Here is a 12,588-nt window from a genome sequence, read left to right as displayed (position 1 = left end):
CCTCTTTTTAGATTGAACACCTTCATTCTCCTCTACTCTAAATCACAATCTTAAAGCCCATTGCATATTTTGATTTTTTTACTACTATACCTCAATTCAGGACACTGTATTTTCTTCCTTAAGTGCTGTATCCAGGTTCTTGATGATGTCATAGGCCATGTGGAACCATTTTGATGTTTCAAGGCGTGCGGTGTTGATTGATATTTTCAGTTTGGAGCCTTCCATTCCGAGTCCGACTGCACGTCCGTGTTTGTTGCAGATATCGAATACTTTGGAACCGTCGATCCGGCTTGTTCCTTCAGGAGACATATAGATGTTTACGCTTTTCTGTTCCCGCTTGATGTTTTCCAGATCCGTGTTTTTGGCAAAGACCTTCATTTCGGAGATGAGGAATAGATATTCCACTTCTTCCGGATATTCACCAAAGCGGTCGAGCATCTCTTCCTGCAATTCTTCTAACTCAGGGAGTGAAGAGATCGAGCGGAATCGTTTATACATCTCAATTTTCTGATGCCCGTCCTTGATGTAGTCATCCGGGATATAGGCATCCACTTCAATATCGACCTCAAAAGTAGACGCAGGCTGTTTCGGCAGGTCTCCCTTCCGTTCCTCGATTGCTTCTTTAAGCATTTGCGAATACAGATCGAATCCGACTGAGTCGATGAAGCCGTGCTGCTGCGCCCCTAGAAGATTCCCTGCACCGCGGATGGTCAGATCACGCATGGCGATCTTGAAACCGGAACCGAGCTCCGTGAACTCCTTGATGGCCTGCAGGCGTTTTTCAGCCACTTCGGTCAGCACCTTGTCCTTCCGGTACGTGAAGTACGCATACGCCACCCTGTTCGAACGTCCTACCCGTCCTCGGAGCTGATACAGCTGTGATAAGCCCATGCGGTCGGCATCAAAGACGATCAGAGTATTGACATTCGGGATATCGACCCCTGTTTCGATGATCGTGGTCGTGACGAGCACATCATATTCCCCGGTAAGGAAGCCTAAAATGACCGACTCAAGTTCACTTTCACTCATCTGTCCGTGTGCATATGCAATCCTGGCATCTGGAACGAGCATCGAAATTTCATCCGCTTTCCGTTCAATATCTTCGACACGGTTATAGAGGAAATACACCTGTCCGTTCCGCGCCATCTCCCGCTCGATTGCCTCTTTGATTAGCGGTCCGTTGTACTCCATGACATATGTCTGCACAGGGAATCGGTTCTCAGGCGGTGTTTCGATGACAGATAAATCCCTTACCCCGAGCATCGACATATGAAGAGTGCGGGGAATCGGGGTGGCCGTCAGCGTCAGCACGTCGATATTCGTTTTCAGCTGTTTGATCTTTTCTTTATGGGTGACACCGAATCGCTGCTCTTCATCGATGATGAGCAGTCCGATATCGCGGTACTGAATATCTTTTGATAAAAGACGGTGTGTGCCGACTACGATATCGACCGTTCCTGCCTTCAACCCCTTGATGGTCTCCTGCTGCTGCTTCCTCGTCCGGAAACGGCTCAACAGGCCGATTTCAATCGGGAAATCCTGAAAGCGTTCCTTGATGGTTTCAAAGTGCTGCTGGGCGAGTATGGTGGTCGGTACCAGGAAGGCTACCTGCTTGCCGTCAGCGATTGCTTTGAAGGCAGCACGGATCGCTACTTCCGTCTTCCCGTATCCTACATCTCCACAGAGCAATCGATCCATCGGCCTCTCTTTTTCCATATCATGCTTGATTTCGTGGATCGACCTTAATTGATCATCCGTTTCTTCATATGGAAAGGCCGTTTCAAAATCACGCTGCATATCGCCATCCGGCGAGAACGCATATCCTCTGGCCGCTTCACGCTCTGCATATAGCTTGATCAAGTCGTCTGCTATATCCTGAACGGAAGACTGCACCTTGGATTTTACCTTCTTCCACTCAGTTCCTCCAAGCTTATAAAGCTTCGGTTCTTTACTCTCCGAACCGACATACTTTTGGACGAGCTCGATCTGCTCAACAGGAACATACAGTTTATCGCTGCCCTGGTATTTAACATGGAGATAATCCTTGTGCACTCCGTTGATTTCAAGTGTTTCCAATCCCAGGTATTTCCCGATCCCGTGGTTCACATGCACCACATAATCCCCGACTTTCAGTTCGGAGTAGCTTTTAATCCTTTCAGCATTTGAAAGCTTCTGCCTTCTCGGTTTCTTTTTGGTTTTTTTATTGAACAACTCTTCTTCGGTGATGACGGCAAGCTTCTGCATCGGAAGCTCGAACCCGTTCGTCAGGCTGCCATTGACCATCTGTACTTTGCCATTTAATAACTTCGAACCGTCCTCGACAAAGGCAATTTCGATTTTATAGTCATCGAGTACACGCTGCAGCTTCTTTACACGTTCTTCGTCCGGCCCAAGCAGGACGACCGTATACTTTCCTTTCTTCCAGCGGTCAAGCTCTGCTTTCAGGACATTCATCTGCCCATGGAAACTCTGCATCGGTTTCGCGGAAACATTGAAAATATTCTGAGGGCTTGTATTCGGGATATGACGCAGGAACAATGAAAAATAAACCTTAGGCAGCTTCGTGTTTGCCGTCAAGGCCTGAAATTTATGAGACACGGAAATATCGTGGATGATCTGTCCATCCTGCAGAAGGGACGTATACCACTCTGCTTCTTCTCTTTCCAGGGATTCACTCGTTTCCATGATCCTGCTGTATTCGTCGAAGAAAATGACGCTGTCAGACGGCAGATAGTCTAGCAAACTACCAGGCACCTCGTAGGCAAGCGAGAGGTACTTGAATATTTGCTCAGGAATCTGCCCGTTCTCAAGCTGTGCGATTTCGTGTCCGATGTATTCGGTCAATTTTTCTTTCACACTATCCGATTTTATCTTTTTCAGACTTTTGGACATGCCGGACTCGATCTTTTTGATCAAGCTGTCCATGTCCTCATAGTTCATCAGCACTTCTGAAGCGGGACCGATTTCGATGGTGGTCAGCTTGTCGATTGAGCGCTGGTCATCCACCGAAAACGTACGGATCGAATCGATCTCCGTATCGAATAATTCGATTCGTACAGGGTTCGGAAGGGTCAGCGGGTAAATATCGATAATACCGCCGCGGAGACTGAATTCTCCGGGTGTGCTGACCATCCCCGTGCGCTGATATCCCATCTGGACCAATTGATTCAGCACATCATCCAGATCGATATCTTCTCCTTGGGTAAAGGTGATTTGATTCTTTTCCCACTGTTTTTTCTCCGGAAGGATTTTTCTAAGCCCGGCAACAGGGACAATGTATACACCTTTTTGATTTTTAGACAGCTTATTCAATACTTCGATCCGCTGAGAACGCAGTTCCGGACTTGCCACACTGAGCTCTGCTGCAATCAGTTCGTTGGCGGAATAAAGAAAAACTTCATCTTCCGAAAGGAACTGAATAAGATCGTCATATATCTTCTGGGCCTGAAACAGATTGTGTGTGACGACCATTGCCGATTTGCCGGTCTCTAAATATACATCGGCGATATAGGCCGTGCGCGGCGAACCTGACAGTCCTGCGACAAGCTGCTCTGATAATTGTTCTTCAACTCCCGTGATGAGGGATTGAAGTTCTTCACTTTGATGGATTTGTTTTAAAATACCTTTCAAGAGTACGCTCCTCCCCGTGGATCTTTCTATCTCTATTTCTTCATTTGTGCGGAATGGCTCACTATAGTAAAAACAGAAAAATGCTTTGGTTTTGCTACCAAAGCGCTGTTCCTTTTCATGCTTATTAAACTTACTGGATGATATAATCCAGCTGATGATAATCCGGATTTCGTTCAAGACTTTCCTGGCAGTCTTCACAGATTGTGCGGACACGGATATCTCCATTGTCTTGATACTGAACCATGTGCAGACGTTCTTCCTCAGTCAGTTTGTGGATGCCGAGCTGTTCTGAGTGGACCGACATATTGGAGATCGTCCCTACATTTGTACCGCAATGACGGCAATGATAGTGGATAGCCATAGATATCCCTCCAATTCCATTTATACGATTAGTATGAACGGAATAGAAGGGAGTTATTCAGTTGGCTGCTTAGTTTTGCAGCAATACCGCCTATTGCTCTCTTTTGAATCGATTTCTAATTAAATTTATTCATTACCTCGATGAAAGGTTTGTCAAACCATGTTTCACAGGCGTCGACAGAGTCGGTGATGACTTTGTCCAGTTCTGCCTGTTCGTCTTTACTGAATCTGCCGAGCACATAGTCCGGGACACTCATGCCGTTTGTTGGACGGTCGATGCCGACGCGTATCCGGTTGAAGTTCTGGGTGCCCAAATGGGCGATCGTTGACTTGATGCCGTTGTGTCCGCCTGCACTGCCTTTCTGGCGAAGCCTGATCTTTCCTACAGGCAGGTCCAGATCATCATAGATGACAAGCAGGTCTTCCTCATCTATATCAAAGTAATCCATTAACGGGACGATGCTCTCTCCTGATAAATTCATGTATGTAAGCGGCTTTAAAAGGACGATTTTCTCTCCTTTATAGTGATAGGTGCCATAAACCCCTTTAAACTTCGATTGATTTAAAGAGACACCCAGCCGCTCGGCAAGTGCATCCACAATGACAAACCCGATATTATGTCTAGTTTTTTCGTATTGCGAGCCCGGGTTGCCGAGTCCGACGATTAATTTCATGCTTCCACCTCATTCTGACCTATTACTACTAGGATAAACGTAAAAAGCGCAACCTGCAAAAGGTTACGCTAAAAAAATTAATTATTCTTCAGAAGACTCACTTTCCTCGCTCGCTTCAGTCTCTCTGCCTTCTTCGTTTTCAGGAACGCCGTCTTCCTGCTCTTCACCTGTAGAAATTTCTTCTTCCTGTCTAGGCGCCAGGACGGAAGCGATGGTGCGTTCATCTTCTTCATTCAATGTAACGCTGTATTTATCACGTACATCCCCTATCGTCACTGTGTCCCCTACTTGAAGTTCGGAAATATCCACTTCGATTGATTCCGGAATATCAGATGGCTTGGCCGTGACGGATACTTCATGAAGCGGCTGCTGCAGCACTCCTCCGTCTTTAACTCCGGCAGATTCACCTGTAAGCTCGATGCGGACGTCTGCATCAATTTCTTCTGACATGTTAACCGCAAGGAAATCAACATGAGTGATCTGATCTTTAATATGATCCTGCTGGTAATCACTTAAAATGACATTTTGTTTATTTCCATTTACGTTCAATGAAATGATTCCGTTTCGTCCGACTTCACGGATTGTTTTAATGAAAGTAATCGCGTCGACCGCGATTGGTGTGTTTTCTGCTTTATAGCCGTAGACAACGCCCGGGATATTGCCTTCATGTCTCAGCTTCGTTAATGTTGAGCGTTTGAAATCATCTCTTGTTTTTGCTTTTAATTCTGTTGCCATGTTTAATCCAACACCTTCCCTAATCTTTTAATTATAGAGTTCTATATATAGTAATTACCCTATTTATATGGGGAATAAACATGTGAATTGTAGATTCCCCCCCCCCGTTTACAAAGCCCGTTGATTTCCGCTGCAGGTGCTCGCTTACGCGGGGCGGGCGGTGAGCCTCCTCGTCGCTATGCTCCTGCGGGTTGGAAAGGTGGAGGGGCTTTGCTCAGAGGCGGGTGGCATAAGGCGAATTGGCCACGAAGGCGTTCTTTGCCTTCTTGGCCGGTTTGACTTATGACATGTGCCTCTAAGCCGCGGAGCTGGACAAGTCTCACCTGTCCCGCAAATCCCGCAGGAGTCGAGCACCTTCCGCTCCAAACAACTCAGGACTGATAAAGAATTACAATCATTTTTCTTATTTAAGGGGGATTTCATAATCCGATTTTTAATTTGTAAAGGGGATTTATATAAATTAAACATTACCAGCGTTGGATTGGAGTGCAAGACGAAGACTCCTGCGGGAAAAGCGAAGCAGTGGAGACCCCGCAGGCAAAGCCGAGGAGGCTCCACGCTCGCCCGCGGAAAGCGAAGTCTTGCACGGAAATCCAATGCGGTGATCAGAACTGAAGCATAGTAAAAGAACCCGCTTTCTCAAATGGAGAAAACGGGTTCTTTTCATAGCACAAACACTGATATTAATTCTTAATCGAATAGCGTACTTACGGATTTTTGTTCGTAGACGCGGATGATGGCTTCGCTGATCAGTTTTGCCACTGAAAGCTGCTTGATTTTGCCGATCATCTTCTCTTCAGTCAGCTGGATCGTGTTCAATACGACCAGCTCTTTGATGTTGGAATTCTCGATGCGCTCAATTGCAGGACCTGAAAGGACAGGGTGCGTACAGCAAGCGAACACTTCTTTTGCACCGTTTTCCACAAGCGCGTTTGCAGCAAGTGTGATCGTACCTGCAGTGTCGATGATATCATCAATCAAGATTGCCACTTTGCCGTCGATGTTACCAACGATATTCATGACTTCCGCCACGTTAGGCTTAGGACGTCGTTTATCGATGATCGCGATCGGTGCCTTAAGGCGCTCCGCAAGTTTACGGGCTCTTGTAACACCGCCATGGTCTGGAGATACGATGACGATGTCTTCATTTTTGAATCCTTTTTCCTGGAAGTACTCAGCTAAGATCGGCACTCCCATTAAGTGATCAATCAAGATGTCGAAGAAACCTTGGATTTGAGGAGCATGCAGATCCAATGTGATAACACGGGTTGCACCAGCCGTTTCCAACAGATTTGCAACAAGCTTGGCAGTGATCGGCTCACGGGCTCTTGCCTTACGATCTTGACGGGCATATCCATAATAAGGCATCACGATTGTGATGGTTTTAGCAGATGCACGTTTCAATGCATCGACCATGATCAAGAGTTCCATCAAGTGCTCATTGACCGGCTGGGAAGTCGATTGAATGACGAAGACATCGCATCCGCGGATACTTTCTTCGATATTAATCTGAATTTCGCCGTCACTGAAGCGTTTAACAGAAGATTTACCCAGTTCAAGGCCAACTTCATCAGCGATTTCCTTTGCAAGCTCATGGTTCGAATTAAGAGAGAATATTTTCAGCTTAGAATTAATATAAGAGTTTGGCATGGTGGACCTCCAGTTTATTTCTTATGATTAAGATTTTGTACATAGTTTTCTTTATTGACCTGACGAGCCCTGGCAATTGAAAGCGACTCTCCCGGAACGTCTTCAGTTATTGTCGAACCGGCTGCGATGTAAGCACCCTTACCGACCTTCACTGGCGCAACCAGGTTGGAGTTGCAGCCGACGAATACTCCGTCTTCAATCGTTGTCAGATGTTTATTCTTGCCGTCATAGTTGACAGTGATCGATCCGCATCCGATATTGACGTCGCTTCCTACCTCTGCATCACCGATGTAGCTTAGGTGAGAAGCTTTGCTTCCTTTCCCGAAGGAGGCTTTCTTGATTTCGACGAAGTTTCCGATCTTCACTTCATCCCCGATGCTTGAATCAGGACGGATATGAGCGAAAGGACCGATCTGCACATCCGAACCGATGGAGCTGTCATGTGCAACGGATTGCTTCACGACTGTGCGATCTCCGATTGTCGAATCCTTCACTTCCGTATTCGGACCGATCAGGGAGTCTTCCCCGATTGAAGAATTCCCTTTGATCACAGTGCCAGGCATGATGATTGTGTCCCTGCCGATTGACACTCCGGCATCGATATACGTGTTGACGGGATCCTGGATCGTCACGCCGTTTCTCATATGCTGTTCGTTGATGCGCTTTTTCATTGTTGCCTCTGCTTGAGATAATGCTACGCGGTCGTTTACGCCCAGCGTTTCATCAAAGTCGCTTGTTTGATAAGCGCTCACGACTTCTCCCTCTTTCTGAAGGATTTCGATGACATCCGGCAGGTAGTATTCACCCTGAACGTTGTCGTTTGATACCTTTTTGAGGGTATTGAATAATGCTTTATTATCAAAGCAGTATGTGCCTGTATTGATTTCCTTCACTTGTCTCTCTTCTTGTGAGGCATCTTTGTGTTCTACGATGCGTTCCACCAAACCTGATTGACTGCGGATGATCCGTCCGTACCCATCAGGTGCTTCTGTGTAGCCTGTCAGAATGGTTGCTTTTGCTCCCTGTTCTTCATGATGCTTCACAAGTGATTCCATCGTTTCCGCCTTGATCAGTGGAGTATCTCCGCATACAACCAGCGTTGTCCCCTCTAAATTGCCGAGAACATCTTCTGATTGCATGACCGCATGAGCTGTACCCAGTTGTTCTTCCTGAAGGGCAAAATCGCTTTTGCCTTCCAAGTGGGATTTCACCAGTTCAGCACCATGGCCGATGATCGTAACAGTTTTCTCTATATTCAATGTTGTAATTTGGTCGACCACATGTTCCACCATAGGCTTACCGCATACAGGGTGAAGAACTTTGTATAACTTCGACTTCATTCTTGTGCCCTGTCCGGCAGCTAATATAACGGCATATCGTTTTGTCATTTTTGGTCCTCCAATAACCTTTTTATCCATAACGAATATATCCTAAAAACTCTTTCATTTCAAGGATAGAGAAAAATATACATATATTTGTCAAGTAATAGATTTGTTAAAAAATTTGCCGGGTAATTATAGGTAGTGCTTCTAATAGCCGCTATTGATTTCCGTGCAAGACTTCGCTTTCCATCAGAAAAGCGGAAGGGCTTTGGTCAGAGGCGTGGGGCATAAGACGAATCGTCCACGAAGGCGTTCCTTGGCTTCTTAGACGGTTTGGCTTATGACATGTGCGTCTAAGCCCTGCATCTGGACAAATAGAAAAGCGGAGGCGGCTCGGTCAGAGGCGACAAGCATAAGGCGAGCAAGCCGGAAAGGCGCTTTTTGCCTTTTTGGATTGCTTGACTTATGACCTCGAGCCTCTAGCCGCCGGAGCTGGACAGGTCTCACATTGGCCACTTTCCCCCGCAGGAGTCTTCGTCTTAGACTCAAATCAACCGCTTGAAACTGTAATAATCAATGATTATCAATAGCTAATTTCTTCGACTTAAAGACGGAATAGAGTTAACAAGTTGTTACTAATCTAAAATAAAAAAATTAAAATGTTTTATAAAAGAGGTTTCAAGGAGGATTAATTGGGGTATTAGGAAGAAAAGAAAAAAAGAGCACTACTGTGGAAGTAGGCTCTTGTTGCAATAGATTCTTTTAGGAAGCGCCAGCTTCTTCTAACTCCACTTCTTCAAGCTCACCTAGACGGTGATACTCTGCTAACACGGCATCTTGTATTTTGCCGCGTGTACCGGAATTGATCGGGTGAGCGATATCACGAAATTCCCCATCAGGAGTACGCTTACTCGGCATTGCTACGAATAAACCATTGTTCCCATCAATTACACGAATGTCATGGACAACAAATTCATTATCCAATGTAATCGATGCAATCGCTCTCATGCGGCCATCGGTGTTTACCCTGCGTAATCTTACGTCAGTTACTTCCATTCTGTTCACCACCTTTTTCCCTAGATGAAATCTACTGTACTTATTCAACGATTTGATTAGATATTCCTTCTTTAAATGTAAAATTTTTTGAAAAATTTTATTTTTCACTTAATCTGTGCATATATCTTTTGTCCTAAGGCCGTTAACACTGCCGCTTGAAGCTTTTCCAGCATAAAAAAACACCCGTGAAGATTACTTCACGAGTGCGATTACTTCGATTTCAACCCCTGCATCTTTTGGCAGGCGGGCAACTTCCACACAGGAACGTGCCGGTTTATGAGTATGGAAATACTCTCCGTATACTTCGTTGATTGCACCGAAATCATTCATATCCTTAATGAATACGGTGGCTTTTACGACAGTTTCAAGGGAAGCCCCCGCTTCTTTTAACACGGCTTGCAGGTTTTGAAAGACCTGGTGTGTCTCTGCGGCGATATCCCCTTCGACCATATTGCCTTCTGCCGTCAACGGAATCTGTCCGGAACTGTAGAAAAGATTGTTTACGACGATCCCTTGAGAATACGGACCGATTGCTGCAGGTGCTTGATTTGTTGAAACAACACGCATTGTATCTGCCTCCTTTATGATAAGAATGTCAGGTTTGATTGAAAGTAATTTCCCTGTTTCAAGGAAATTTGCTTATTCTTTTCGTTCACATCAGATAATTTCAATAGTGATACATAATCATCCACTAGTCGCTCTTCTGCATTCTCCGATTCCACCAGCACGCCGATGCCTGATAATGTCGCCGAAAATTCTTCCAGAAGATTCTTCATCCCATTGACCGTTCCGCCGGCTTTCATGAAATCATCGACCACCAGTACATTCGATCCTTCTTTCAAGCTTCTCTTGGAAAGGACCATCGATTGAATTCTCTTGGAAGATCCGGAAACATAATTGATACTTACAGTCGAACCTTCCGTCACACGGCTGTCCCTTCGGACGATGACGACGGGAACATTCAGGTATGCTGCAATTGCGTTTGCAATTGGAATTCCTTTTGTGGCGACCGTCATGATGACATCGATTTCTTTTTCAGCGAATGCCGAAGCAAGGAGCTTCCCCACCTTCTTCATTAACAGGGGATTCCCCAGCAGGTCTGTCATGTATAAGTAACCGCCGGGAAGGAGCCTGTCCGAGCTTTCCATATGCTGGCACAGTTCCTCTATCACTTCTTTTGCCTCACCGGCATTTACCTTGGGGATGTATTTCACTCCCCCTGCCGCTCCCGGTACCGTCTGAACAATTCCTATCCCGCGTCCTTCAAAGGTTTCTTTAATGATCGTCAAGTCTTCACTGATGGAGGACTTGGCAGAACCATAACGCTCAGAGAAAAATGTCAAAGGTACAAGTTGGTGAGGGCGCTCTGCTAAATAATGAGTCATGTCAATCAATCGTTCACTACGCTTAAACTTCACCAAAACTACCTCCAAATCCGAATATTATAAAGTAAATATACCATTAATATACGGATTTAAGCAAATGCTTATTCACCAAGCATTCGGACTGCAAAAACTTGGTCACAGAATCCCCTCAGCCCGTTATAGATCCGGTGAAGCCTTGATTCATACTGGACAAGTCCGTAAACTGTCGGGCCGCTTCCGCTCATCAATACTGCATCGGCTCCGAAGCGTTCCATCTGATCCTTGATTTGTGCAACTTCAGGATACAAATCGAGGGTCACCGATTCCAATACATTCCCGAGGTTTGCGCAAATGTCGCTGTACGAACCGCGGTTCAGCGCGGAAATCATCGCTGCAGTATCCGGGTGCTTGATATTCTGGACATTTAAATTTTTATAAACATCAGCTGTCGAAACCCCAATGGTCGGTTTCGCCAGGATGACCCAGCAATTGGGAGGGGCGGGCAGATGTTCAATCTTTTCACCGCGGCCGGTTGCAAGCGCAGTCCCTCCGTATACACAGAAAGAGACATCCGACCCTATTTCCGCTCCGAGATCGGCAAGCTCGTCCGTACTGAGCCCTAAATCCCATAGCTGGTTCAATCCTTTTAACGTGGCAGCCGCATCACTGCTCCCCCCGGCAAGCCCCGCAGCCACCGGGATCACCTTATCAATGGAGATCGCCACTCCCTGTTTTATATTCAACCGGTCCTTTAACAATTGGGCAGCCTGATAGGCAAGGTTTCTTCCATCATCCGGGACAAATCGATTATGGGAAAGGATCTTAATCGTATCTTCAGAAAGATTTGTGAGTTCGATTCGATCTGCTAAATCGATGGTCGTCATGATCATCTCCACCTCGTGGAATCCATCGGGGCGTTTATGTAATACATCGAGTGACAGGTTAATTTTTGCCGGCGCCTTGACTGATAACCTCATTTCATCACCTTCTTACCATACTCTTTTCACTTATTGTATCATACACTTCTTCAGGAAGTGTCATCATCTTGCGATACTCATTCAAATATGATATTTTACCACGTTAACCTGCATTAGAAAAGACGGCCTCATATAAAAAGGATCATCTCATGGAGTTGCACCTGAGATGATCCTCTATTGGTACGGATTAAAGGCAAGATACTCCTAAAAGAAAAGAGCTACAGGCTGTTCATGGAAGACAGCTGGCTGCTGGCGCGTTCGACTGCACGTTTGACCATGTTTCCGGCATCCCGTGATGTGATGCCGCCCCAGCCTTCTTTCTGAACAACATCATAGAACCCGAGTTCCTGTGCAAGTTCTTCTTTTAATTGCTCAGACATGATTCCTCTTCTTCTGCTCATTGTTATTCCCCCTTAAGATGTACCATATGTTTAATATGTACCGGGATGGACGATTCTTTACTAGGGGACAGGAACCAATTTCAGGAGGATTTTTTAGGTTCGGCAGTTAATACCGCTGTTAATTTCCGTGGGATACTTCGCTTTCCGCGGATGACCCGTGAGCCTCCCTCACGATAATGGCAGGTTACTTAGAATATCTTTGTTTTTCTCCGGATTTCTTAAGTGTTCAATATAAGAGACACGGCATGGTCAAACAGATACACCCAAATTTAAATATATCTGGAAACACGCGTGGCACGTTAATAGACCGGAAAGGGGTATTTCCAATAATAGGTACTAAAATATGATCGCACCTTTGGATCTCCACAAGCGACATGGTGGTGGACCCTCCCATTTCTCTCGGCGTCTATGCGCGTAAA

11 protein-coding genes are annotated in these 12,588 nt (G+C 45.8%); all 11 read right to left on the bottom strand.

Features of this window, described 5'->3' with window-relative positions:
* Nucleotides 1–96 precede the first annotated feature (96 nt).
* Nucleotides 97–3,630: a transcription-repair coupling factor gene (gene mfd / locus BHE18_RS09060; protein ID WP_071618304.1), complete on the bottom strand. Its 3,534-nt coding sequence runs from the start codon at nucleotides 3,628–3,630 to the stop codon at nucleotides 97–99.
* A 130-nt stretch (nucleotides 3,631–3,760) separates the two neighbouring features.
* On the bottom strand, nucleotides 3,761–3,991 hold the full coding sequence (locus BHE18_RS09055) for an anti-sigma-F factor Fin family protein (RefSeq protein WP_071618303.1): 231 nt from the start codon (nucleotides 3,989–3,991) through the stop codon (nucleotides 3,761–3,763).
* 115 nt (nucleotides 3,992–4,106) lie between these two features.
* On the bottom strand, nucleotides 4,107–4,664 hold the full coding sequence (gene pth, locus BHE18_RS09050) for an aminoacyl-tRNA hydrolase (protein WP_071618302.1): 558 nt from the start codon (nucleotides 4,662–4,664) through the stop codon (nucleotides 4,107–4,109).
* Between the two features lie 81 nt (nucleotides 4,665–4,745).
* On the bottom strand, nucleotides 4,746–5,399 hold the full coding sequence (locus BHE18_RS09045) for a 50S ribosomal protein L25/general stress protein Ctc (protein ID WP_071618301.1): 654 nt from the start codon (nucleotides 5,397–5,399) through the stop codon (nucleotides 4,746–4,748).
* Between the two features lie 690 nt (nucleotides 5,400–6,089).
* Nucleotides 6,090–7,049: a ribose-phosphate diphosphokinase gene (locus tag BHE18_RS09040; protein ID WP_071618300.1), complete on the bottom strand. Its 960-nt coding sequence runs from the start codon at nucleotides 7,047–7,049 to the stop codon at nucleotides 6,090–6,092.
* 14 nt (nucleotides 7,050–7,063) lie between these two features.
* On the bottom strand, nucleotides 7,064–8,437 hold the full coding sequence (glmU, locus tag BHE18_RS09035; protein WP_071618299.1) for a bifunctional UDP-N-acetylglucosamine diphosphorylase/glucosamine-1-phosphate N-acetyltransferase GlmU: 1,374 nt from the start codon (nucleotides 8,435–8,437) through the stop codon (nucleotides 7,064–7,066).
* Between the two features lie 696 nt (nucleotides 8,438–9,133).
* Nucleotides 9,134–9,427, bottom strand: coding sequence for a septation regulator SpoVG (gene spoVG / locus BHE18_RS09030; RefSeq protein ID WP_032085215.1), 294 nt, complete (start codon nucleotides 9,425–9,427; stop codon nucleotides 9,134–9,136).
* Between the two features lie 192 nt (nucleotides 9,428–9,619).
* Nucleotides 9,620–9,994, bottom strand: a complete 375-nt coding sequence (locus BHE18_RS09025; RefSeq protein WP_071618298.1) for a RidA family protein — start codon at nucleotides 9,992–9,994, stop codon at nucleotides 9,620–9,622.
* Nucleotides 9,995–10,008: 14 nt separating this feature from the next.
* Nucleotides 10,009–10,845: a pur operon repressor gene (gene purR, locus BHE18_RS09020; RefSeq protein ID WP_071618297.1), complete on the bottom strand. Its 837-nt coding sequence runs from the start codon at nucleotides 10,843–10,845 to the stop codon at nucleotides 10,009–10,011.
* A 68-nt stretch (nucleotides 10,846–10,913) separates the two neighbouring features.
* Nucleotides 10,914–11,768: a 4-(cytidine 5'-diphospho)-2-C-methyl-D-erythritol kinase gene (ispE, locus tag BHE18_RS09015; protein WP_071618296.1), complete on the bottom strand. Its 855-nt coding sequence runs from the start codon at nucleotides 11,766–11,768 to the stop codon at nucleotides 10,914–10,916.
* A gap of 218 nt (nucleotides 11,769–11,986) precedes the next feature.
* Nucleotides 11,987–12,169, bottom strand: coding sequence for a small, acid-soluble spore protein, alpha/beta type (locus BHE18_RS09010; protein WP_032085219.1), 183 nt, complete (start codon nucleotides 12,167–12,169; stop codon nucleotides 11,987–11,989).
* Nucleotides 12,170–12,588: the final 419 nt, after the last annotated feature.

Source organism: Rossellomorea aquimaris (assembly GCF_001877785.1).
In the GTDB taxonomy this organism is placed as follows: Bacteria; Bacillota; Bacilli; order Bacillales; family Bacillaceae_B; genus Rossellomorea; species Rossellomorea aquimaris_A.
The sequence above is the reverse complement of the archived record's forward strand: the minus strand, read 5'-3'. Positions and strand labels throughout refer to the sequence as shown.